The organism is Bacillus sp. DC4300-2b2 (genome assembly GCF_049895685.1).
Classification (GTDB): Bacteria; Bacillota; Bacilli; order Bacillales; family Bacillaceae; genus Bacillus; species Bacillus safensis.
On the sequence record NZ_JAFCSW010000002.1, the window covers coordinates 301,081 to 324,819 of the forward strand.

Annotated in this window: 25 protein-coding genes; 1 reads left to right on the forward strand and 24 read right to left on the reverse strand. The window is 42.4% G+C overall.

From position 1 onward, the window contains the following. Positions 1-2: 2 nt before the first annotated feature. The 18 genes from ACP69X_RS06415 to ACP69X_RS06500 form a co-directional block, all read right to left on the reverse strand. Positions 3-389: a YlqD family protein gene (locus ACP69X_RS06415; RefSeq protein WP_024424191.1), complete on the reverse strand. Its 387-nt coding sequence runs from the start codon at positions 387-389 to the stop codon at positions 3-5. A gap of 103 nt (positions 390-492) precedes the next feature. Continuing rightward, a complete protein-coding gene (locus ACP69X_RS06420; protein ID WP_024424192.1) occupies positions 493-738 on the reverse strand; it encodes a KH domain-containing protein in 246 nt (81 codons plus the stop codon). Next, the gene (rpsP, locus tag ACP69X_RS06425) at positions 738-1,010 is read right to left on the reverse strand and encodes a 30S ribosomal protein S16 (RefSeq protein WP_008344841.1); all 273 of its coding nucleotides are present in this window, start codon (positions 1,008-1,010) and stop codon (positions 738-740) included. Before rpsP ends, ACP69X_RS06420 begins: the two co-directional genes overlap by 1 nt. Positions 1,011-1,115: 105 nt before the next feature. Next, entirely contained in the window at positions 1,116-2,456 is a 1,341-nt protein-coding gene (gene ffh, locus ACP69X_RS06430) for a signal recognition particle protein (RefSeq protein ID WP_024426967.1), read from the reverse strand. Between the two features lie 13 nt (positions 2,457-2,469). Next, the gene (locus ACP69X_RS06435; protein ID WP_012009935.1) at positions 2,470-2,802 is read right to left on the reverse strand and encodes a putative DNA-binding protein; all 333 of its coding nucleotides are present in this window, start codon (positions 2,800-2,802) and stop codon (positions 2,470-2,472) included. Positions 2,803-2,945: 143 nt separating this feature from the next. Beyond that, positions 2,946-3,932: a signal recognition particle-docking protein FtsY gene (gene ftsY / locus ACP69X_RS06440; protein WP_041084870.1), complete on the reverse strand. Its 987-nt coding sequence runs from the start codon at positions 3,930-3,932 to the stop codon at positions 2,946-2,948. A 21-nt stretch (positions 3,933-3,953) separates the two neighbouring features. After that, positions 3,954-7,514, reverse strand: coding sequence for a chromosome segregation protein SMC (gene smc / locus ACP69X_RS06445; RefSeq protein WP_426052533.1), 3,561 nt, complete (start codon positions 7,512-7,514; stop codon positions 3,954-3,956). 105 nt (positions 7,515-7,619) lie between these two features. Continuing rightward, positions 7,620-8,363 carry a ribonuclease III gene (gene rnc, locus ACP69X_RS06450; RefSeq protein ID WP_008344850.1) on the reverse strand — a complete coding sequence of 248 codons (744 nt, stop codon included), beginning with the start codon at positions 8,361-8,363 and terminating at the stop codon, positions 7,620-7,622. Positions 8,364-8,544: 181 nt separating this feature from the next. After that, on the reverse strand, positions 8,545-8,778 hold the full coding sequence (gene acpP / locus ACP69X_RS06455) for an acyl carrier protein (RefSeq protein WP_008344853.1): 234 nt from the start codon (positions 8,776-8,778) through the stop codon (positions 8,545-8,547). 81 nt (positions 8,779-8,859) lie between these two features. Next, entirely contained in the window at positions 8,860-9,603 is a 744-nt protein-coding gene (gene fabG / locus ACP69X_RS06460) for a 3-oxoacyl-[acyl-carrier-protein] reductase (protein WP_039178486.1), read from the reverse strand. Next, positions 9,603-10,547: an ACP S-malonyltransferase gene (gene fabD / locus ACP69X_RS06465; protein WP_041084873.1), complete on the reverse strand. Its 945-nt coding sequence runs from the start codon at positions 10,545-10,547 to the stop codon at positions 9,603-9,605. The genes fabG and fabD overlap by 1 nt, the downstream gene beginning before the upstream one ends. A 15-nt stretch (positions 10,548-10,562) precedes the next feature. Continuing rightward, positions 10,563-11,561, reverse strand: a complete 999-nt coding sequence (plsX, locus tag ACP69X_RS06470) for a phosphate acyltransferase PlsX (RefSeq protein ID WP_034281756.1) — start codon at positions 11,559-11,561, stop codon at positions 10,563-10,565. Positions 11,562-11,576: 15 nt separating this feature from the next. Then, entirely contained in the window at positions 11,577-12,143 is a 567-nt protein-coding gene (gene fapR / locus ACP69X_RS06475) for a transcription factor FapR (protein WP_024424199.1), read from the reverse strand. A gap of 112 nt (positions 12,144-12,255) precedes the next feature. Beyond that, on the reverse strand, positions 12,256-14,304 hold the full coding sequence (gene recG / locus ACP69X_RS06480; RefSeq protein WP_041084874.1) for an ATP-dependent DNA helicase RecG: 2,049 nt from the start codon (positions 14,302-14,304) through the stop codon (positions 12,256-12,258). Next, positions 14,282-15,184, reverse strand: coding sequence for an L-serine ammonia-lyase, iron-sulfur-dependent, subunit alpha (gene sdaAA, locus ACP69X_RS06485; protein ID WP_024424200.1), 903 nt, complete (start codon positions 15,182-15,184; stop codon positions 14,282-14,284). The genes recG and sdaAA overlap by 23 nt, the downstream gene beginning before the upstream one ends. Before the next feature lie 20 nt (positions 15,185-15,204). Then, entirely contained in the window at positions 15,205-15,867 is a 663-nt protein-coding gene (gene sdaAB / locus ACP69X_RS06490) for an L-serine ammonia-lyase, iron-sulfur-dependent subunit beta (RefSeq protein ID WP_041084875.1), read from the reverse strand. Positions 15,868-16,015: 148 nt separating this feature from the next. After that, positions 16,016-17,689 carry a DAK2 domain-containing protein gene (locus tag ACP69X_RS06495; protein ID WP_305960442.1) on the reverse strand — a complete coding sequence of 558 codons (1,674 nt, stop codon included), beginning with the start codon at positions 17,687-17,689 and terminating at the stop codon, positions 16,016-16,018. Positions 17,690-17,704: 15 nt separating this feature from the next. Continuing rightward, positions 17,705-18,067, reverse strand: a complete 363-nt coding sequence (locus tag ACP69X_RS06500) for an Asp23/Gls24 family envelope stress response protein (protein ID WP_008344871.1) — start codon at positions 18,065-18,067, stop codon at positions 17,705-17,707. A 271-nt stretch (positions 18,068-18,338) separates the two neighbouring features. On the opposite strand from ACP69X_RS06500, the gene rpmB reads away from it, so the two are divergent. Continuing rightward, entirely contained in the window at positions 18,339-18,527 is a 189-nt protein-coding gene (gene rpmB, locus ACP69X_RS06505; protein WP_003212514.1) for a 50S ribosomal protein L28, read from the forward strand. 69 nt (positions 18,528-18,596) lie between these two features. On the opposite strand, the gene spoVM is transcribed toward rpmB, so the two are convergent. From spoVM to ACP69X_RS06535, 6 genes are all read right to left on the reverse strand, one after another. After that, on the reverse strand, positions 18,597-18,677 hold the full coding sequence (gene spoVM / locus ACP69X_RS06510) for a stage V sporulation protein SpoVM (protein ID WP_008354550.1): 81 nt from the start codon (positions 18,675-18,677) through the stop codon (positions 18,597-18,599). 71 nt (positions 18,678-18,748) lie between these two features. Continuing rightward, complete coding sequence (locus tag ACP69X_RS06515) at positions 18,749-19,393, reverse strand: thiamine diphosphokinase (protein WP_041084878.1); 645 nt, start codon at positions 19,391-19,393, stop codon at positions 18,749-18,751. A 60-nt stretch (positions 19,394-19,453) separates the two neighbouring features. After that, positions 19,454-20,104: a ribulose-phosphate 3-epimerase gene (gene rpe / locus ACP69X_RS06520; protein WP_041084879.1), complete on the reverse strand. Its 651-nt coding sequence runs from the start codon at positions 20,102-20,104 to the stop codon at positions 19,454-19,456. Between the two features lie 3 nt (positions 20,105-20,107). After that, a complete protein-coding gene (gene rsgA, locus ACP69X_RS06525; RefSeq protein ID WP_039178462.1) occupies positions 20,108-21,004 on the reverse strand; it encodes a ribosome small subunit-dependent GTPase A in 897 nt (298 codons plus the stop codon). Positions 21,005-21,016: 12 nt separating this feature from the next. Continuing rightward, positions 21,017-22,972 (reverse strand): Stk1 family PASTA domain-containing Ser/Thr kinase, encoded by a 1,956-nt coding sequence (gene pknB, locus ACP69X_RS06530; protein WP_305960441.1) that lies wholly within the window; start codon positions 22,970-22,972, stop codon positions 21,017-21,019. Next, positions 22,966-23,736: a Stp1/IreP family PP2C-type Ser/Thr phosphatase gene (locus ACP69X_RS06535; protein WP_041084883.1), complete on the reverse strand. Its 771-nt coding sequence runs from the start codon at positions 23,734-23,736 to the stop codon at positions 22,966-22,968. Before ACP69X_RS06535 ends, pknB begins: the two co-directional genes overlap by 7 nt. Positions 23,737-23,739 lie beyond the last annotated feature (3 nt).

Here is a 23,739-nt window from a genome sequence, read left to right on the forward strand (position 1 = left end):
AATCACCCCTGACGTATTTCCACAATGGTGCCGTCTTTCACGACGATGACATTATCTTGCATTTTGTCATCCCATTTATCACCTATTTTTACTTCAACCAGTGCATCCACTTCTGTTTCTTTCATTTCACTTCCAAGCGGCAAAATATGAAGCTGCTCTACTTGAAAATCAATCTGCCTGATCTTCTCTTGCCTTTTATCGATCGCTTTTTGAAATTGAGGGATGGCTTCTTGCTGATGTGGTTCTTTTTCATGTTTTTTTAGTTGAAAATATAATTGATTGCATTCACGTTCTAGTCTTTCTTTTTTCTCCAAAAAAGTCGTTAACAGTTTGTCCTTACTGCTTTCAGTTAATACTTGCATCACGGTGACATGTTGAATGATCTGCATCTTCCTTTTTGTCCCCCTATCCGAAGGCATTTGTCCTCTACAGTATAACGAAAAATAGATTTAAACGTGTAAAAAAAGGGGAGGTCCTAAGCCCTCTCCCTTTTTAGTCAGCAATCTCAAGTTGAACTTTCTTAGAAGACTCTGCACTTGCTGCAAAAATGACTGTTCGTATCGCTTTTGCTGTACGTCCCTGCTTTCCGATCACTTTTCCGGTATCTTCAGCATTGACAGACAGTGTGTAAATCACCTGCTCATCTTTTTCTAATGAAGATACGTGAATATCTTCTGGGAAATCAACAAGTGGCTCGACGATGGACACAATCAATTCTTCCAAGGACAGCTCATTCATTATTTGCTGTTTTTCGCATTATGAAATTTTTCAAGAATTCCTTGGCTTGAGAAAAGGTTGCGAACTGTATCAGATGGTTTCGCACCATTTTGAAGCCATTTAAGCGCTAATTCTTCGTTGATTTTCACCTCAGCTGGTGATACCACTGGGTTGTAAGTTCCAACTGTTTCGATGAAACGACCGTCACGTGGTGAACGAGAATCTGCTACAACAATACGATAGAAAGGAGATTTTTTTGCTCCCATACGTTTTAAACGAATTTTTACTGCCATTTTACTAGCACCTCCGAAAATATTTCAACAAGATAGTATATTAACAATGATAAAAGGGTTTGTAAAGTGTTTTTTCTTAACAACGGTTTTATCATGTATAACCAATTACATAAATGGTAATTTAAAGCCCTTTTTCTTTCCTTTGGACATGTTGGTCATTTGCTTCATCATCTTTTTCATTTCATCAAATTGCTTTAAAAGGCGATTGACTTCCTGTACAGATGTTCCGCTTCCTTTTGCAATCCGTTTTCTTCGGCTTGCATTGATGACCTCTGGCTGTTCTTTTTCCTGAGTCGTCATTGATTTAATGATTGCTTCGATGTGATTGAGCTGCTTTTCGTCCACTTGGACGTTTTTGAGCCCTTTCATTTTACCGGCTCCCGGCATCATTTGGATCAGTTCATCAAGAGGACCCATATTCCGAACTTGGCCAAGCTGCTCGAGGAAATCATCGAGCGTGAAGCTCATTGTCCGCATTTTTTGCTCAAGCTCTTTCGCTTTATCTTGGTCGACGTTTGCCTGTGCTTTTTCAATAAGGGTCAGCACATCTCCCATGCCAAGAATTCTTGATGCCATCCGCTCCGGATGGAATGGTTCAATTGCATCAAGCTTTTCTCCTAGTGCAGCGAATTTAATCGGCGTATTAGTGACAGCTCGAATAGAAAGTGCTGCACCGCCTCTTGTATCACCGTCTAGTTTTGTTAGAACAACACCTGTTAAACCAAGCTGTTCATTAAAGCTTTTTGCGACATTGACCGCATCTTGACCTGTCATAGAGTCAACAACTAGGAAAATTTCTTCTGGATTCGCTACTTCTTTTACTTTCTGAAGTTCATCCATTAATTCTTCATCAATATGAAGACGTCCTGCTGTATCTAAAATGACATAATCATGGTGTTCTTCTTTCGCTTTTTCAATTGCCTGTTTGGCAATTTCGACAGGACTGACTTGATCACCTAATGAAAACACCGGCATATCAAGCTGTTTCCCAAGCGTTTGAAGCTGCTGGATCGCTGCTGGTCTGTAAATATCAGCAGCCACCATCATCGGCTTGCGATTATGTTTTTTGCGAAGTAAATTGGCAAGCTTTCCAGTTGTGGTTGTTTTACCTGCCCCTTGAAGACCAACCATCATAATGACTGTTGGAGATTTTTTCGCTACAGCGATCTTACTCTCTTCTCCACCCATTAATTCAGTGAGTTCTTCTTTTACAACTTTAATGACCTGTTGTCCAGGGGTAAGGCTTTTCATGACCTCTTGTCCAACTGCCCGCTCACTTACTTTTTTCACAAAGTCTTTGACTACTTTAAAATTGACGTCAGCTTCAAGAAGGGCAAGGCGTACCTCGCGCATCATTTCTTTTACATCTTGCTCTGACACTTTTCCTTTGCCGCGGATTTTTGAAATCGTCTGCTGCAGTCGGTCGGCTAATCCTTCAAATGCCATACTGTGCCGCCTCCTAATCTAATTTCTCAAGCGATTCAATTAAAGCTTCTGCTTCTTCCGTTTGCGCAGAATCAGCTACAAGCTCTCTCATTTTTTTGAGAAGTTCTTTACGCTCTTTAAATTTCTTAAACAAGAGCAGCTTTTCTTCATATTGTTCAAGCATCGCTTCAGTCCGTTTAATATTATCATAAACAGCCTGCCTTGATACTTCATATTCATCCGCAATTTCACCGAGGGAAAAATCGTCTAGGTAGTAAAGCGACATGTAGCTCTTTTGCTTTGCGGTCAACAACGATTGATAGAAGTCAAACAAGTAATTCATTCTCGTTGTTTTTTCAAGCGTCATGGGCTCTCTCCCCTTTGTTAAGTTCATTCCCTTTACATCAACTAAGTTTACACGGTTCTCTTCTGTGTGTCAAGTTTTTATCTTGTCACTTCATGAAGCTACGTATAAATAAAAATGCCAGCAGTTTTGCCGGCATTTTTTTGTTAGTCTTGTTGATCAATTACGTCTGAGAATAATCCATACACATACGATTCTGCATCAAACTCTTGCAGATCGTCCACCTTTTCACCTAAACCGACAAGCTTTACTGGGATGTTCAGCTCATTTCGAATTGCAAGAACGATTCCGCCTTTTGCAGTACCGTCAAGCTTTGTTAAAGCAATCCCTGTCACATTTGTCGCTTTAGAAAATTCCTTGGCTTGTGCCATGGCGTTTTGACCTGTTGTCGCATCAAGAGCGAGCAATACTTCATGAGGTGCATCTGGAACCTCACGTTCAATGACTCTCTTGACTTTCTCCAGCTCTTTCATCAAGTTGACTTTGTTTTGAAGTCTTCCTGCTGTATCGCAGATGAGGACATCTGCATTTTTCGCTTTTGCTGATTGAACGGCATCATAGATCACTGCTGCTGGATCAGAGCCTGCTGTTTGTTTGACGACAGGAACACCTGAACGCTCTCCCCAAACTTCAAGCTGCTCGATCGCACCGGCACGGAACGTATCACCTGCTGCTAAAATGACGGATTTCCCTTCATTTTTCAGCTTGTTTGCAAGCTTACCGATAGTCGTTGTTTTCCCAACACCGTTGACGCCTACAAACAAAATGATATTCAAACGCCCGGCTTCAATGTTCAGCGCAGAGATTTGTTCCTCTCCACTATTGTAGATGTCAACCAATTTTTCAGAAATCACCGCTTGTACTTCACTTGGGTCTTGAATGTTTCTTAATTTCACTTCTTTTTTCAGCTCATCAATCAGTTCCATCACAGTTGTGAAACCGACATCAGCGCCGATTAGAACCTCTTCGAGCTCTTCAAAAAAGTCTTCATCGACTTTGCGGTAGCGAGAAATCAGTTCATTTACTTTTCCTTGGAAGGAGTTTCTCGTTTTTTCGAGTCCATCTTTAAACTTTTCTGATACTGAATCGGTTTGCTGCGTAAATTTTTCTTTTAATTTCTTAAAAAAGCTCATTGGTTCAAAAACCTCCTTTAATTACTGGACAAGCGCTTTCGTTTCTTCTAGTTTGACAGATACAAGCTTAGAAACACCTGATTCCTGCATGGTCACGCCGTAGAGCACATCGGCTTCTTCCATTGTTCCCTTGCGGTGCGTAATGACAATGAACTGTGTTTCCTGGCTGTATTTCTTTAAATATTGCGCAAAACGGAAAACATTTGCTTCATCAAGCGCCGCTTCTACCTCATCTAATACGCAGAATGGAACAGGTCTCACTTTTAAAATAGAGAATAGTAAAGCGATCGCTGTTAAGGCTCTCTCTCCGCCTGAAAGCAGGCTTAAGTTTTGCAGTTTTTTCCCTGGCGGCTGCGCGACAATATCAACGCCAGAGTTGAGCAAATCATTTGGATCTGTCAGCTTAAGATCGGCTCTTCCGCCGCCAAATAATGCTTGGAAAACAGATTCAAAGTGCCCGCGAATTTGAGAGAATGTCTCAGAGAAGCGCTTTGTCATCTCTTGATCCATTTCTTCGATGACTTGGAATAATGTATTTTTCGCTTCTGTCAGATCATTTCGCTGTTCTGTTAAGAAGAGATAGCGTTCATTGACACGTTCATACTCGTCAATGCTGCCTAAGTTCACTGTTCCAAGTTCTTCAATCGCTAGTTTGATCAGCTTCACTCGTTTTCTTGCTTCATCTGGCGATAACGTCAACTGATACATCTCTTTTGCTCCTTCAAACGAAAGAGCATATTCATCGTTCAGATAAGCAATCAGGTTATCGAGCTCGACTTCCATACGGCCTAGCTTAATCTCTTCATCTTTTAAGCTTGTGGTGAGCTGCTTGTACAAACGCTTTTGTTCTTTAAGTTCACGTTCAGCAAATTCTAATGTTTCAGAAAGAGCGAGACGCTGCTTACGCCGCTCTGAAATGAGTGCGGTTGTTTTGTTTTTGTTTTCCAGCTTCTCTTTCGCCGCTTCTTCCAGTTGTTCGGCTCCGCTTGAACTAGATGACATTTCACTTGTTAAGAGTGACAGATCTTCTTTTGTTTCCTTCAGCGTCTGTTCAGCCTCTTCTAATTCAGCCATTAAGCTCGAAAGCTTTTCTTGTTCATTGGCTAAGGACTGCTCTTTTTTCGCAAGCGAGATTTTCAGCTCTGTTAATTCGGCAGAAATGGTTTCTTTCGTTGAGCTTTGCGTCTGCTTACGCTTTGTTAATGTATTGATCTCTTGATCAAGAGTCGTCAATTTTTCACCTATAGAGGCTTCAAGAGCGACCTGCTTTTTGTCCTTATCCGCAAGTTCAGTAGAACGCTGCTGCAATTCTTCTTTTTCTTGATCATAGAGTTCAAGGTGAGCATTGATATTTTTTTCTGCAACTTGCAGTTCGTATAGCTTCCCTTTGAGCTCTTGCTGCTTTTCACGAAGCATTTCGCCGCGCTGGCGCAGTTCGTTTAATTGGCTTTCGTTTGCTCCGATCAATTGCTTCGTTTCTTTTGTTTCTTTTTCAAGGATCGTTGTTTTCTCTTCCATTTCAACGAGCTGCTTTGTTAACGTTTCGATCTCCCGGTTTCTTGAAAGAAGAGAGTTGTTCTTTTTCTTTACGCCGCCACCGGTCATTGAACCGCCGGGGTTTACGACATCTCCATCAAGGGTCACGATACGGTAACGATGTCCAAGCATTTTTGCCAATTCATTGGCGCCTTTTAAATCCCTAACGATCAGCACAGTGCCAAGTAAATTCTGAATCACCTTTTGATACTTTTCGTCAAAGGAAACGAGGTGACTCGCTACGCCGATAAATGCAGCGTGCTGCTCTGCTGTTTGGACATCTCTGAGCTGAATGGTTCTTTCTTTGATGACGTTCATTGGCAGGAAGGTTGCACGTCCAAAGGAATGCTGCTTTAAGTATCCAATCGCTTGTCTCGCAGCTGCTTCATTTTCTGTGACGACGTGCTGCGTGGCTGCACCTAGCGCAATTTCAATCGCTGTCTCATACTGCTGATCCGTTTGAATCAGCTCTGCAATGGCACCGTGAATACCGCCTAACCGTTCTTTTGCCTTTAAGACCTCTTTCACTCCTTGGAAAAAGCCTGAGAAGTCTTCCTGCATGGATTCAAGCATCTCTTTTTTGGATTTTGCCTGCTGTACGTATTGATAGGCTTGGTAAAGAGCCGTTTCTTTTTTCTCGTATTGACGTTTCATTTGCTCAAGCTTTTGTTCTGCTTCTCTAAAACGTTTGACTTGAGCCAGAATGTCTTCTTCCAGTACTGAAAGCTGCTGCTCAGCTTCTGTTTTCTTTTCTTTGACAGACACTCGTTCTTCGATATGTTTTTGGTTATTTTGCGTCAGCCGCTCTAGCTGCATCGCCGCTTGTCGCTGCTGTTCTTCTAGTAATTTACGTTCATTACGGATGGAAGCCTGTTCATTGAGCAGATCAAAATAATCGCTTTTCAGCTGTTCAATTTGGCCTTCCACATCTTCACTATGAAGCGACAGTTGATGCTGCTTTGTGTTCACTTCATCTTTTAGCTGCTGCACTTCTTTTTGCAGGCTGTCCCGCGTAATTTTCTGCTGCTCAATCTTTTCGGTTAACAGTGCCTGCTTTTCAGTTAAGCGAACGAGCGTTTCTTCTAGCTGCCCTTGATTTGCAGCAGCATTTTTTTTCCGTTCTTTTAGCACTTCTTTTTTTCCTTCAAGCTTTTCTAATTCTTCACTTGTGAAAAGAAGAACTTCTTGCAGGTCATTAATTGATTCATCCAGAGCTTGAATACGGTCTCTCGACTCTTCAATTTTGGCTTCTTTTGCTTGGATATCTGTAGACTGCTTCATTTCATCTTGTTTGAAGCGCTCGACTGCTTCACCAAGTGTTGTCCATTTTTCATGAAGTGCTTCGATGTCATGGACAGTGAGGGCGATTTCGACATTTTCAAGCTCTTCTTTTTTTTGCAAATAGTCCTTTGCAATAGAGGCTTGCATTCTTAATGGTTCTACTTGATCTTCTAGTTCATGCAGAATATCTTCTACTCGGTTTAAGTTGTCCTGCGTTTCAAACAGTTTATTTTCGGCTTTTTTCTTTCTTGTTTTATATTTTAAAACGCCAGCCGCTTCTTCAAAGATGCTTCTTCTCTCTTCTGCCTTGCTTGATAGAATTTCTTCTACCTTTCCTTGGCTGATGATTGAAAAAGCTTCCTTTCCAAGACCTGAATCCATGAAAAGATCAATAATATCCTTTAAGCGGACAGATTGATTGTTTATGAGAAATTCACTTTCTCCTGAACGATAAACCCTTCTTGTCACACTGACTTCGTGAAAATCGATCGGTAAAAAGTGGTCTTCGTTATCTAATGTTAAAGTCACCTCTGCTAGATTGACTCTTTTCCTTGAGTCACTGCCTGCAAAAATGATATCTTCCATTTTTCCTCCGCGGAGGCTTTTCGCTGATTGTTCTCCAAGTACCCAGCGGATGGCATCGGTAATATTGCTTTTGCCGCTTCCGTTTGGTCCAACAACAGCTGTGACCCCTTTGACAAAGTCCACGGTCACTCGCTGTGCAAATGATTTGAATCCTATCACGTCTAAACGTTTGAGGAACATGAGAGTGATCCTCCTTATGTATTTAAAGTACTATCATCTTACCATATGAAGTGTAAAAAGATGATGGAAAACAGAGTGAAATCCCCCTGAATAACGAGGGGGATTTTATTGGTTCATATGATGTTTCTGCAATTTAGCAAGTGCTTCCTGTGCAGCGTGCTGTTCTGCTTCTTTTTTAGAGCGTCCATTTCCGATTCCGAGCACTTCACCTCGAAGGGATACATTTGCTTCAAATTCCCGGTTATGTGCGGGCCCTTTTTCATGCAGGATGCGGTATTCAAGCACACCTTTTCCATCGCGCTGGACAAATTCTTGCAGCTGGCTTTTAAAGTCCATGACGTGCGAGAACGCTCCATCATTAATTTTCGGATAAACGTACGCTTCTAGGAACCGTTCAACTGGCTCCAGTCCCTGATCTAAATAAAGTGCGCCGATAAACGCCTCGAATACGTCCGCTAAGAGTGCTGGGCGTTTTCTGCCGCCTGTCATTTCTTCGCCTTTTCCTAAAAGAACAAGGTCACCGAAGGACAACTCATGCGCTAGTGATACAAGTGACGGTTCACATACGATAGCCGCTCTTAGTTTCGTTAAATCTCCCTCGCTCATCGCTGGATATTTTGCAAATAAGAATTGAGAGATGGTCAATTCTAAAACAGCATCTCCTAAAAATTCAAGTCTTTCATTGTCCTCGTATGGCTTTTTCCGGTGTTCATTCACATAAGAGGAATGGGTAAAAGCTTGATATAGAAGCTTTTCATTTTTGAAGTGTACAGAAATGCGCTGCTGGAATTCTCTAAATTGCTCTAGTTTTTTGCTCTGTTTCTGTTTGTCTTTATATTGTTTTGGCATAGCAACCTCCAGGTAGGCGTAATCGCCTTTAAGGATACTGATTATATGGAGTCTCTCTTTCTACATGCAGGGAAACATTGCTCCCAGCATCTGAAAAAGGCTGACAATTGATCAGCTGAATGTGTTGAAACTAACATAAATTTTCAAAGTCCCGTCGAAAGTAGACGGGACTTTGTTACGCTTATTGCTGGTTATTTATGTAGTTCACAGCGTCACCGACTGTTGCAATTTTTTCAGCATCTTCGTCAGAAATTTCCATATCGAACTCATCTTCAAGTTCCATAACTAGCTCAACTACATCAAGGGAATCAGCGCCTAAATCTTCTTTAAATGAAGCTTCCATTTTCACGTCAGCCTCATCAACGCCAAGGCGGTCTACAATAATTTTTGATACACGCTCTAATACGTCTGCCATTGCCTTTCACCTCCCCTCAAAGTATTATAGTTGATTCGTTTTTAAAAAACTAGAGAAAACCTAATGAAATTTTGATATTTCTTAGGACATGACCATTCCGCCATCTACTTGGATGGTTTGGCCTGTAATATAACCTGCTCCTTCTGAAGCTAAAAAGACAACGACGTTGCTAATATCTTCAGGTGCACCAAAGCGTGCGAGCGGGATTTGTTTGAGCATTTCCGTCTGTACATTGTCATCAAGCTTGTCTGTCATATCTGTTGAAATAAAGCCTGGTGCTACTGCATTAACTGTAATGTGACGAGTTGCCAGCTCTTTTGCTGTTGTTTTCGTTAATCCGATGACGCCAGCTTTTGCTGCAACATAGTTTGCTTGTCCAGGGTTTCCACATACACCAACGACTGAAGCCAAATTGATGATTCTTCCGCTTCTTTGCTTCATCATTTGACGTGTCACGGCTTTTGTACAGTTAAAGACACCCTTTAAGTTTATGTTAATGACATCATCCCATTCATTCTCTTTCATTCTCATGAGCAGGTTGTCCTTTGTGATGCCTGCATTATTCACAAGAATGTCAATTGAACCAAAGGTATCAATCGCTTGTTTCATCATAGCTTGTACTTCTTCAGCATTTGAGACATCAGCTTTAACTGCAAATGCCTGCTGGCCGAGTGCTTTGATTTCATCTACGACTTCATTTGCTTTTGCTTCGTTTCCAGAATAGTTCACGACAACATTTGCACCACTTTTTGCTAGATCGATCGCGATGGAACGGCCAATCCCGCGTGATGCTCCTGTTACAACGGCTGTTTTATTTGTAAGCATCAAGAATCCCCCTTGAGTGTTTGAATAGCTGCTTCAATTGTTTCTTGATCTGAAACGGAAATCGTCGTCAGGCGGCGATTCACTTTTTTCACAAGACCTGAAAGCACTTTGCCAGGACCAATTTCAATAAATGTTGTGACGCCTAAATCAATAAGGCGCTCCACACTTTCTTCAAAACGAACTGGAGAATACAGTTGTTCAATGAGCTTTGTCTCAATGTCATCACGAGATGTCACGATGTCTGCTGTTACATTTGAGATGACCGGAGTTTTCGCATCCTTAATATCCAGCTTTGACAAAACATCTGTAAATTTTTCAGCGGCTGGTTTCATTAATGCAGAATGGAAAGGTCCGCTCACTTCAAGGGCAATTGCACGTTTTGCGCCTTTTTCTTTCGCTTTTTCTGAAGCAAGTTCTACCCCTTTTGCTGTACCAGAGATGACGATTTGACCAGGACAGTTTAAGTTAGCGAGCTCTACAAGGTGACCGCTTTCTGTCACTTCTTTTGTCACTTCTACAAGTGCCGCTTTGTCTAAGCCGAGAATCGCTGCCATGGCGCCTTCTCCTGCTGGAACAGCTTCATTCATTAATTCTCCGCGCTTTCTGACTGCATAAACAGCATCTTTAAACGAAAGTGCGCCTGCTGCAACGAGGGCAGTGTATTCGCCAAGACTGTGTCCTGCTGCATAATCTGCTTTGATTCCGCTCTCTTCAAATTTCTTTAAGATGGCGATACTTGTTGTTAAAAGAGCTGGCTGCGCGTTATAAGTGAGCGTCAGTTCTTCTGCATCCCCTTCAAAAATCATAGAAGATAAATCAAACCCGAGGGTATTGTCTGCTTCTTCAAATACAGCTTTAGATACTGCTTCTTGGTCAAATAAATCTTTTCCCATGCCAATTTTTTGAGAGCCTTGGCCAGGGAATAAAAATGCAATTTTAGTCATGCTGCTTTACCTCCATTAAGACTCATTCGTCGTTTCTTTTTGGACTTCTTGATGAATGATAGCTGAAACGTCTTTTTCTACGATATCACGTGCCTGACGAATTGCATGGAAAATGGCATTTTCATCAGAGGAGCCGTGCGCTTTAATAACAGGTGCCTTTAAACCAAATAAAGCGGCACCGCCATATTCAGAGTAATCCATTTTAGATTTCATCTGCATCAATTTCGGCTTCATCATGCCTGCTGCTATTTTTGCTGTGAAACTGGATGTTAATGTTTCTTTCAGCATTTTAAAGACAGAAAGGGCTGTGCCTTCAATCGTTTTAAGCGCGATATTTCCTGTGAAACCATCTGTGACAACAACGTCAGCAACACCTTCTAATAAGTCACGGGACTCTACATTTCCTACGAAATTCAAGTCTGATGCTTTTAATAATTCAAAGGTTTTTTTCGTTAAATCGTTGCCTTTTTTATCTTCTGTTCCTACATTTAACAGTCCAACACGCGGATTGCTCTTTGGAAAGACACGCTCTGCGTAGATGGATCCCATCATGGCATATTGCACGAGATGTTCTGGTTTTGCATCAACGTTGGCACCAACATCTAGTAATAAGAAGCCGCTACCATCCAGTGTTGGCAAAGTTGGGGCAAGGGCTGGTCTGTCAATACCGTCAATTCTGCCTACGATAAACAGCCCAGCTGTCATGAGGGCGCCGGTATTTCCTGCTGAGATGCAGGCATCTGCTCGTCCCTCGGAGACTTCCTGCGCCATTTTGACCATGGATGAATCCTTTTTACGTCTGACTGCACGCACTGGTTCATCCGTCGGTTCAATGACTTCTTTTGCATCTAAAATCGTGATGCGGTCGTTGTTTGTTATGTATGGTTTGATTTTGTTTTCATCGCCGACAAGTGTAATCTCGATATCTGAAAATGCCGTTAAGCTTTTTTGCACACCGTCAATAATGGCTTTAGGGGCATGATCTCCCCCCATTGCATCGACTGCAATTCTCATATTACGTGCCACCTTTTACTTTTGTTTTGAGCGATACATGACGAAGTCACCTGAGAAGACAACTTCCTCACCAACATAGCTGTTTACTTCAACTACGGTTCTTCCTTTTTCTTTATCATGTGAGGCTACTTTGGCTTTAGAGACAACTCTTTCGCCTTGTTTCACCTGCCTTGTAAACCTGATATTCGCTTTTGCTGTCAAAGCCAGTTCATCGTCAATGACGGCAACTGCCAGCGAATTTGCCTGGGCGAAGAGATGATGTCCCCTGGCAATTTGGTTTCGGCTGAATACATGCTCTTTTCTCACTTCTAAAATGGAAATGGCTTGGTCATCAAGTTCTACATCAATCATTTCTCCAATCACTTCATCCAGTGGAAGTGACTTTACTTCATCCTCTAATGTCTTTTCGGCCACATGCTTAATTCTTTCGCGTAATTCAGGGATCGACAGCTCTAAACGATCAAGACGAACCGTTTGTATGCTGACACCGAATTTACTTGCCAATTCTTCATCAGTAATGAATGGAGTCGAGCTGATCGTTTGCTGGAGGAGCTTTTGACGTTCTTTTTTATTTAGTTTCATATGCAGACACCATCCGTACATTTATGACTAGGTACTAATAGTAGTATATAATCTCATAGATGAGAAATCAATCCTTGTTTCAAAAAGACAAGAAAATTCCTCCAGCGTTTGATCAGCTTAATTTATCCCCGCCTAGCACACCGCTGTCTATCAGTGTTTGCCGGAGTTCTTTGTATTCGGGATCAGTCCAAAAAACGTCAGATTGGACAAGGTCAGCTGCGTCTTTTCTAGCCGTTTCCAATGCTCTATAGTCGTGAACCATATCTGCTACCTTAAATTCAGGCATCCCGCTTTGTTTTTTACCGAAGAAGTCGCCGGGTCCTCTTAGTTCTAAGTCCTTTTCAGACAGCTCAAAGCCATCGGTTGTTTCGGACATGATCCGCATCCGCTCTTTCCCCGTTTCTGACTTTGGATCAGCCATTAAAATACAAAATGATTGATGCTCTCCTCGGCCGACCCGGCCTCTAAGCTGATGAAGCTGAGACAGTCCAAAACGGTCTGCATCATAAATGACCATGATGGTTGCATTCGGTACGTTGACCCCGACTTCAACGACTGTGGTTGAAACAAGAATTTGCACTTCATTTGCGGTAAAGGCTCTCATTACTTGATCTTTTTCATCACTTGCCAGTTTCCCATGCATTAAGCCAATCGACCACTTACCGCGGTATGCTTCAGTCAGCATGCTATGGACATCAAGCGCATTTTGGACGTCCAGCTTGTCTGATTCTTCAATGAGCGGACAAATAATATATGCCTGTCTGCCTTTTCTCAGCTCTTTATCCACAAAAGCAAGAATTCTCTCAAGCATGTCATGCTTCACCCAATACGTTTCGATTTGTTTTCTGCCAGCTGGCAATTCATCAATGACGGATACGTCCATTTCTCCAAAAACAGTGATCGCAAGTGTTCGCGGAATAGGTGTGGCAGTCATAAACAAGACATCTGGGTCCTGACCTTTACTTCGCAGTTTTTTCCGCTGCTCTACGCCAAACCGGTGCTGTTCATCTGTTATGACAAGACCAAGCTGCTGAAATTCGACTTCGTCTTGAATGAGTGCGTGCGTGCCGACTAAAATGTCAATCTCGCCTTCTTTTAGACGTTCAAGCAATTCTCTACGGCGCTTTCCTTTCACAGAGCTTGTCAAAAGGGCGATATTCAGTCCCCATTTTTCAAACAGCTGGTAAAGCGAATCAGCATGCTGTTCTGCCAAAATTTCTGTTGGGACCATTAATGCACCTTGAAAACCTGATAAATGAGCGGCATAAAGCGCAATGGCTGCAACAGCTGTTTTCCCAGAACCTACATCTCCTTGGAGCAGCCGGTTCATTCGATATGGAGACGCCATGTCCGACATGATTTCATCAAGCACTCTTGATTGTGCCTTCGTCAATGGAAATGGCAGGCTGTGAACAAACTCAAAAACAGCTTCTTTGGAAAAAGGATGCTGGATGCCTGACGTTCTCTCTCGCTCTTTCTTTCTAATCGCCTGCATCTTCAGCTGAAAGATGAGAAATTCCTCGTACACAAAACGTCGTCTTGCTTGCTTGAGTGAGTCTCTTGTTTCTGGGAGATGAATGGTTTTTAATGCTTCTTGATAGGACATGAGTTTATAGGCAGAGACAAGCTGCTTTGGCAATGGATCTTCAGCTTTGTCTGCATAAAGTGACAAGGCTTGTTTCACAAAGCGTCTCATCATTTTCACGGTCACATTTTCTTTTACTGAATAAACGGGCTCTATGCTGCCATCTTGCTCGTGCGTCCCTTTTTTAAATTCCTGCACCATGATAGATTGACGGTTTTTATCCCATTTTCCTGTGACGGAAACTGTATCACCTAACACAAGGCTTCGTTTTAAATATGGGCGATTGAAACAAATCGCTGTAATGAGAAAACGCCCGACAAGCAGCCTGAATGTCAGCCTGCTTCGTTTTTTTCCATAATAGGTGAGAACGGGCTCACTATGTACTTTCCCTTCAACTGTGACTCGTTCGTCATGCCTTACTTCTTCTAAGTTACGAAGCTCATAGTCGTCATATCGATAAGGAAAGTAGCCGAGTAAATCGGCTACTGTGTAGATTCCAAGTTCATTGAGTGTTTTTTCGGTTTCCTCTCCAATCCCCTTCAGGACAGAGACATTATCTTGCAGTTTCTGTATCACGAGATGAGGTCACACCTCCGAAAATCTTCTTTTCAAGCTCTCTTGCTGTCGGTGTCGCAGCGAGACCGCCTTGGGCTGTTTCACGAAGAGCTGTTGGCATCGTTTGACCGATTTTGTACATCGCATCAATGACTTCATCACAAGGAATGCGGCTTGTGATGCCAGCAAGAGCCATGTCTGCTGCGATCATAGCGTTAGATGCACCCATTGCATTTCGTTTCACGCACGGCACTTCGACAAGTCCCGCTACTGGATCGCAAACAAGTCCAAGCATGTTTTTGAGTGTAATTGCCATCGCTTCTGCAGATTGCTGCGGTGTACCGCCTGCCATTTCAACTATAGCTGCTGCTGCCATACCTGATGCAGAACCTACCTCTGCCTGACAGCCGCCTGCTGCACCGGAAATGCTGGCGTTATTCGCCACAACAAAACCAAATGCGCCAGAAGTAAATAGGAATCTGACCATTTGTTCCTTTGTTGGCTTTAATGTTTCTTTTACTGCAAATAACGTACCGGGTACAACTCCTGCTGAACCTGCTGTAGGCGTTGCACAAATGGTTCCCATTGCGGCATTGACTTCATTTGTTGCAACTGCTTTACTGACAGCATCTAATATCGTATGACCAGACAGCGTTTTGCCTGATGCGATATAGGCTTGAAGTTTGACTGCATCTCCGCCTGTTAAGCCTGATAATGATTTCACACCTTTCAGCCCGTTTTCAACAGCCTGCTCCATCACTTCTAAGTTGCGGTACATCTGGGAGAAAATTTCTTCACGTGACTTCCCTGTCACTTCCATTTCTTGCACAATCATAATTTCTGAAATGGAGGTATTCCGTTCTTCTGTTAGCTGCACGAGTTCTTTGACGTTTTTAAACATCATTCATAACCTCCTTGTTGTTACTCTGCAATTTGTGTGACTTGAATAATGTTTGGCAGGGTTTCAAGCTCTGATAGGACAGCTGGGTCAATATTTTGATCCACTTCAATCGTCATCAGTGCCTCTTGCCCGACATCTTTACGCGCCACTTCCATATGACCGATGTTGATGGCGAATTTCGCTAAGACATTGGCAACTGCCGCAATCGTCCCGTAGCGATCGTTATGAACCACAAGAATGGCAGGATGATTCCCTGAAAGCCTGAGCTCAAAGCCATTTAATTCTGTGATTTCAATTTTACCTCCGCCGATGGAAATGCCGATTAATTCAAGGCTTCCATTCGCATCTGAAATCTCTACTTTTGCTGTATTCGGATGCGCCGGCACTGCCTCTTCTTCTTTAAATTCAATATCGATCTCTTTGCTTTTAGCAATATCGATCGCTGTTTTGATTCGCTCATCAAATGTATCAAAGTCAAGAACACCGCCGATAATGGCGACATCTGTACCGTGTCCTTTATACGTATCTTTAAAGGAACCATAAAATGAAATGACAATTCGTTTCGGCTCTCTTCCAAATAAGCTGCGAGCTACTCTCCCGATACGAGCCGCACCCGCTGTGTGCGAACTTGATGGCCCAATCATGACAGGTCCAATAATATCAAACACACTTCTAAATTTCATAGGTCTTCCCCTCTCATCACCACTCACGTATGGTTTGGTTCTTTCTTTAGACTAATGGATTCATTCGTTTCCCGCAACTCATTTCACCGTGGAATGGCTAGTAAAAAATTGCAAAAGAAGAAGAAGGGCTTTATTTGCCCTTCTTTCGTTATTCAACCGCCAAAATATATGAATAAAGCGGCTGTTTTCCATCGTGGACTTCAACTTCTACATCTTCAAATGTTTCTTCAATAAAGGCTTGTAACGCATCCAGCTCATCAGATGAGGCATCTTCCCCTTTAATGATTGTGACAATCTCATCATCTTCTGTCACCATTTTGGCGAGAAGTTCTTTTGCTGCATCTAATTGATTTTTCGCTGTTAAGGTGATTTTCCCGTTGAACAGACCCATATAGTCACCTTTTGCAATGTCGATTCCATCAATTTGAGTATCTCTCACTGCAAAGGTAATTTGCCCGCTTTTCACATGGTCAATCGCTTCTAGCATCGCTCTTTCGTTATCTTCATTTGAAGCTGCTTCATTGAGAGAAAGAAGTGCCGACATTCCTTGAGGAACGGTCTTCGTCGGAATGACAACGACCTCACGACTTGAGACAGTTGCCGCCTGTTTAGCTGCCATGACAATATTAGAATTATTAGGTAAAATAAAGACGGTTTCGGCATGTACGCTTTCTATTGCTGTGACAATGTCTTCTGTGCTCGGATTCATCGTCTGCCCGCCTTCAATGACGACGGAAGCTCCGATGCTTTTGAACAATTCAGCAATTCCTTCTCCCATTGCGACACTGACGACGCCAAAGCGCTGTTTTTCAGCAGCAGGTGCTTTTGGTGCAGCAGGCGCGTTTTCTCTTTCTTCGTTCACGATTGAACTATGCTGCTCTCTCATGTTTTCAATTTTCATATTAATCAAGCTACCGTAGCGCTGTGCATATGATAAGACATCTCCTGGCTGCTCTGCATGAATATGAACTTTCGCAAGTGTATCGTCAGACACCACAAGAAGTGAATCTCCGAATTCACTTAAGTCTTCTCTGAAGGCATTCTCATCAAAGGACTGTTTGTCTTCTTCAAATTTCACCATAAATTCAGTACAGTAGCCAAATTCGATATCTTCTGTGTTCATATGGCTTTGTGCACTTTTATGATGCTCTGCACTGACAAGTTCTTTTAGCGTCGGTAAAGAAGCCGCTTTAGGAGGAAGCTCTTCTCCTCTTAATGAAGCAAGGAAACCTTCATATACGCATAGAAGTCCTTTACCCCCACTATCGACAACGCCCACTTCTTTTAAGACAGGAAGCAGATCTGGCGTTCGATCAAGTGATGCTCTTGCTTCCTCAATCGTTAACTCTAGAACGCGGTCAATTTGATCCTCTGCTGCTGACACAGCAACCGCTTTCTTTGCTGCATCCTTTGCAACCGTTAAGATGGTCCCTTCAATCGGTTTCATTACGGCTTTATATGCTGTATCAACACCCGCCTGTAAGGCAAGAGCAAATTCTTTTGCATCAATCGTTTCTTTTTGCTCAATATGTTTACTGAAACCTCTAAAGAGCTGTGACAGGATCACGCCTGAGTTTCCTCTTGCGCCCATCAATAGCCCTTTCGAGAGAGCCACGCCGACCTTCCCAATATGATCGGTATTTATTTCTTCAACTGCTTTGGCCCCTGAAGTCATCGACAAATTCATATTTGTCCCCGTGTCTCCGTCTGGCACTGGAAAAACATTTAACGCATCCACAATTTGTGCGTTTTGAGAAAGATGGTGAGCACCTGCAAGAATCATTTTTGCAAATGAGCGGCCATCAAGATTTCTAATAGACAATATATTTCCTCCTTACTACGGGTTCGTAACTTTTACTCCTTGTACATAAATGTTGACCGAGTCAACAGAAAGTCCAATTGTGTGATGAATCGTGTATTTGACTTTCGTTTGAACATTATGTGCGACTTCTGATATTTTTGTACCGTAGCTGACGATGATGTACATATCAATATGAATGCGGTCTTCTTTTTGACGCACAAGAACACCCCGGCTGAAGTTCTCTTTGCGGAGAATATCCGTCAAGCCGTCCTTGATTTGATTTTTGGACGCCATGCCAACAATACCATAGCAATCGATCGCAGCGCCTCCTGCCACCATTGCAATGACTTCATTTGATATATCAATTTGTCCGTATTTCGTTCTAAGTTCAATGGACACATTGGTTCCCCCTTTTTGAGAAATTGCCCTGAGTTATCACTATTTTACTATAAGACCCTTCTTTTTAAAAGAAATCATTCAATCCGACCCAATCCTACTTATACTATAGCCTTGATTTTTTATCAAGATGTCAAGGTATTTTTCTTGAAAGAGGAGTAAACAATCCTTGCAAACCCCTTGAAGCTGTGGTAAATTATTAAAGTATCTTGAGGCATCTCTAAGTACGTATATGAAGAATATGATGATGTTTTCGCAGTTAGGAGGGAAACAAATGGCACGTAAATGCGTTATTACAGGCAGAAAAACAAAAGCTGGGAACAACCGTTCTCACGCAATGAACTCTACAAAACGTACATGGGGCGCGAACCTTCAAAAAGTTCGTATTCTAGTGGACGGTAAGCCTAAAAGAGTATATGTATCAGCTCGAGCTTTGAAATCTGGTAAAGTTGAGCGTGTATAAGCAAGAGTAAACGCCTGCTACAATAAACTGTAGCAGGCGTTTTTATGTGGAAATAAAGGAGATTACTCATTAATCTTTTTTAAATGAACCAAGCATCGCACGGACAATGCCCCCAAGAAATCTAGGCAGTTTGATTGTATAAAATTTCATTTTGTCCCCCTCCTAAAAGTACCGCTTGCAGCACAATTGAGCTTAATCAGCCATCCACATTGATAGGTTGGTCAATCTTTGCTTCTTACCATTATTAATATGCCTTCATGAAAAGAAAAAGTACCATTTGAGTGGATGAGTTCGTTACTAATACATAGTGTGGAACCAGGCTCAATATGACAATTTTTCAGAGGATATTTGAAACCTTTTAATGTCAGCTTTTCAACCGATGTACCAAAGGGCAGAAACGACACATATTTTTTATCCGGGTCTTCTTTTATTTCGTATGTACCAGGCCCAAACATTTGAATGATATTTTGTTTATCTACAAGAGTCATGTTCTGCTTGCGCTGAATGCCTTGATATAGAAGGTGAATATTTCCTAGAAAATGATCAGCCCTTCCTCCTGTAATGCCGTAGATGTAAATATGCGCTGGGTGCTGGCGCATGGCCCAGTTCAGCGCAAGCTCTAAATCGGTTTCATCCTTTTCAGCCTGAAATACATTCAGGGCAGGCAATTTCTTTTTCAGCTCACAAAGCTCTTCTTCTGTCACACTGTCAAAATCACCAAAAGCCTTGGCAGGCATGATGCCGTGCTCTAGTAAAAAGAGGGTTCCCCGGTCTACACCAACCCAGAGAATATCATCCTGTGATGCTTCATGTTCAAGGGGCGGAATGTATTCAAAAGGACCGCCGGCTACGATATGTATGTGCATGATATACGCTCCTTTCCATGTAAAAAGAACCAAAGATCACAATGACTTTGGTTCCTTTTTTTACGCTTCTCGAATGGCCTGAATGGCTGCTGCACGGTTGTCTTTACCGTATACCGCTGAGCCGGCCACAAGTAAGTTAGCGCCCGCCTCTTTACAGCTCTTTGCAGTCTCTACATTGACACCGCCGTCTATTTCTATGAGTAAATCTGACAAGCCCTTTTGTTCACTAAGGGTCTTCACTTCTTTTACCTTCGTGAGGACAGATGGAATAAACGCCTGACCGCCAAAACCAGGATTCACCGTCATGAATAAGACAAGGTCTACATCTTCTAATACATGCTCAATGTGGGAAACAGGTGTGTGTGGGTTCAAGACAACACCTGCTTTTACACCTTGTTCTTTTATGTGCTGTATCGTTCGGTGCAAGTGCGGACAAGCCTCTACATGGACAGAAATAATGTCAGCACCTGCTTTGGCGAATGCAGGAATATACCGGTCTGGCTGCTCAATCATTAAGTGAACATCGAGCGGCAACTTTGTATGCGGTCTGATTGCTTCCACAACATTCGGCCCAAATGTGATATTCGGTACAAAATGGCCGTCCATCACATCGATATGAATGTAATCCGCTCCGCCTTGTTCCACATCTCGGATATCTTTCTCCAAATTGGAGAAATCTGCTGATAAAATGGAAGGGGCAATATAAACCATGATTTAGTACCTCGGCTTTCTGTCTTTGATTTCAGTTAAAAACTCTAAATAATGCTGATAGCGATACTCTCTGATTTGCTCTTGTTCGACCGCATCTTTTACCGCACAGCCTGGCTCTTTCACGTGCAGGCAGCCTCTAAACTTACAATCTGCACTCCGCTCTTTGATTTCTAAAAAGTAAAGACCTAAATCTTCCGCTTCGATGCCGGTAAATTCGAGTGAGCTAAAGCCAGGTGTATCTGCAATAAGTCCTTCTGCTGTACGAATGAGTTCGACATGTCTTGTCGTATGTTTCCCTCTTCCAAGATGGGAGGAAATATCATTGGTTTTCAGCGCCAGATCAGGACTCATCGCATTTAAAAGAGAGGACTTGCCTACACCAGACTGACCAGCAAATACAGTGATCTTATTGTGAAAATGCGGGGTCAGCTTTTCAATTCCGTCTCCCTCGATCGTGGATGTTAAATGAACATCATATCCAATTTGCCGATAGTCCTCTGCATAGCCTTGGATACTTTCACGCTCTTCATCTGTTTTCAATAAGTCCACTTTTGTGATACAGATAATCGGCTCAATATCATTTGCTTCTACAAGCACTAGAAATCTGTCTAAAAGCGATGTGCTAAAGGTTGGTTCTGTCGCAGAGAAAACGAGCACCGCTTGATCGACGTTACTAATAGGCGGACGAACAAGTTCGTTTGTCCGCTCTTTTACTTCTAATAAGTAGCCTTCTTTATCGTTGTCTGCTTGATACACGACATAATCTCCAACAAGAGGTGTGATTTTGTTTTTCCGAAAAATGCCTCTCGCTCTGCACTGAATCACTTTTCCAGTTTCTAAAGACTCATCGAGCACATAATAAAATCCGCTTAATGCTTTAATAATTTTGCCCTCAGGCATAAAGTCCCTCCTTTATTCATCTTCAGGGTATTCGATTGTTTTAGAGCTTACGACTTTATCATCAACCGTCACTTGATAGTATCCTTTTTGACCTGGTTCAATCTTAAATTTAATGGTCCGTTCAGTTGGTGCAGTGATGTTAAAGGTTTCATATGAATCAGAAATGCTATGCTCAGCATCGTCAATGGAAATCTGAACGGTCATCTCTTGCCCTTCTGTTACTGGTTCATACGGGATGGCAATCTTCTCAGTCACTGTTTTAGCCGGTTTTTTCTTCGGTCCGAGTGAGAAGGTGATCTTAACCGTATCACCTGGTTTCACAGCAGTACCAGCTCCTGGCTCCTGTTTCATCACTTCACCTTTTGGCACATCATCAGAATACGCTTCTTTTTCATCAAGCTTTAATCCGTTATCCTCTAAATAATTCGATGCAGCCTGTTTACTATATGTCGTTAAATCCCGCAAAGTAATATCGGCAGGACCTATGCTGACCGTCAACGTCACTTCTTCATCTGCTGCCACAAGCTCAGTACTCGCTGAAGGTTTCTGTTCCATGACAATTCCAGATTCGGTGTCATTATCATTTACTTCCTCCACAACAACTTGCTTAAACCCTTTTTTCTCTAATAATTCTTTTGCTTTATCGACCTTTTCACCTGTTACATCAGGTAATTCGGTTTTTTCCTTGCCCGTACTTTGGTAAAGCTGAATTTCGGTTCCTTCTTTTACCTTTGTGCCGATTTTCGGGTCTGTTTTGACGACAAGCCCTTTTTCAATTTTTTCATCAGCGATCTCAATTGGATCAGAGGCGACGGTAAAGCCAGCTTTCTTCAAGGTGTCCTCGGCTTTATCAATCGTCATGCCAGATACATCAGTGACCTCAACATCTTTTGGAAAAAGCAGTCCCGGAAACACAGTGATGGCTAAAATGGTCGCAGCAGTCAGAATAAATAGGATGGATGCTACAATCCAAGGCCATTTTTTCCGTTTCTTTTTCGGCTTTTGTTCCTTTTTTTTCTTCGGTTTTTTCACTGGATGGACAGCTGTTTTTTCATTGTCTTGATCGACTTGATGATCTTGAATGATTGGGATCGCTTTCGTTGCTTCATGATCTTCTTCAATCACAAAGCGTTTTTCTTTTAGTCTTGAAGGGTCGAAAGCAGTTTGTAAATCTTTTTGCATTTCAGATGCATCTTCATATCGATAAAATGGGTCTTTGGCCATCGCCTTTAAAATGATGTTTTCCACGCTTTGTGGAACAGAAGGATTCCACCTTCTCACAGATGGCGGCTCTGATTGCAAATGCTTCAGCGCAACACTGACAGCTGATTCTCCTTCAAATGGCATGCGTCCAGAAATGAGTTCATAGAGCACAATGCCAAGTGAATAGATGTCTGACTTTTTCGTCGCAAGACCTCCGCGTGCTTGTTCTGGAGACAAATAGTGCACGGATCCTAGGACCGAATTTGTGTGGGTGATGGTCGCTGAGCTGAGTGCTATGGCAATCCCAAAATCAGTCACTTTAATATTACCCATGTTGTCTATTAATATATTGTGAGGCTTAATGTCCCGGTGGACGATCTGTTTCGCATGAGCTTCTTCCATCGCTGCAACGACTTGCTCCATAATGCGAACGGCTTCTTTCGGATGAAGCGGGCCATTGGCGTGTATGTATTCTTTTAGCGTCATCCCCTCGACATATTCCATGACAATATAATAAATGTCATCTTCTTCCCCTACATCGTAGATGCTGACAATATTTGAATGATCTAAGCTTGCGGCTGATTGCGCCTCGCGCCGGAAACGTCTAATAAAATCATCATCGCTTGCAAAATCAAAGCGCAAAATTTTAATCGCGACTTCGCGATCTAAAATCATATCCTCCGCCAAATAAACGTTTGCCATTCCGCCTCCGCCTATGACGCGAAGAATCTGATAACGGCCGCTGATCCGTTTTCCGATCAACACTTGCTGTCACCCTCCTCTGGCTGGGAGGAGATTTCTAACAATACTGCTGTAATGTTATCTTCACCGCCGTTGTCATTCGCTGTTTGGATTAATGCTGTTACTTTTTCATCTGGTGCGGTCGTTTGCGTTAAAATTTCAATCAAATTCTCTTCTTCTACTTTATTTGATAAACCATCTGAGCAAAGCAGGATTTGATCTCCTGGGTCCACTTCAAAAGTATGTGCATCGATTTGAACGTGTTTATCTGTTCCTAGTGCTTTCGTGAGCACATTTTTTCTTGGATGATATTCTGCATCTTCTTTAGAAATTTCACCTGTTTTCACAAGCTCATTTACAAGTGAATGGTCATCCGTTAGCTGGGTCAGTGCTCCTTCTCTTAGCAAGTAGCAGCGGCTGTCTCCAATATGGGCAATTGTGACCGTTTGCAAATGAACAAGCGCACAAACAATGGTCGTCCCCATTCCTTGGCACTCCTCATTGTTTTTCGCATGTTCATATACTTGATCATTAATGTCACTAATTTTTGAGATTAACCAGCTTTCTTGCTCTGCTGGTTTTGCTGGGATTGAAGATGTTTCTTCCCAGTATTCTTTTAAAGAAGAGACGGCCATCCTGCTGGCGACATCACCAGCAAGATGACCTCCCATTCCATCTGCTACAACAGCTAGAAGGGTGTCTTCTTTTGCTTCAAAAATACCTGCATCATCTTCATTATGCTGACGGACTTTTCCTGTATCGGTTTGAAAGGCTGCCCTTATCAACATTCG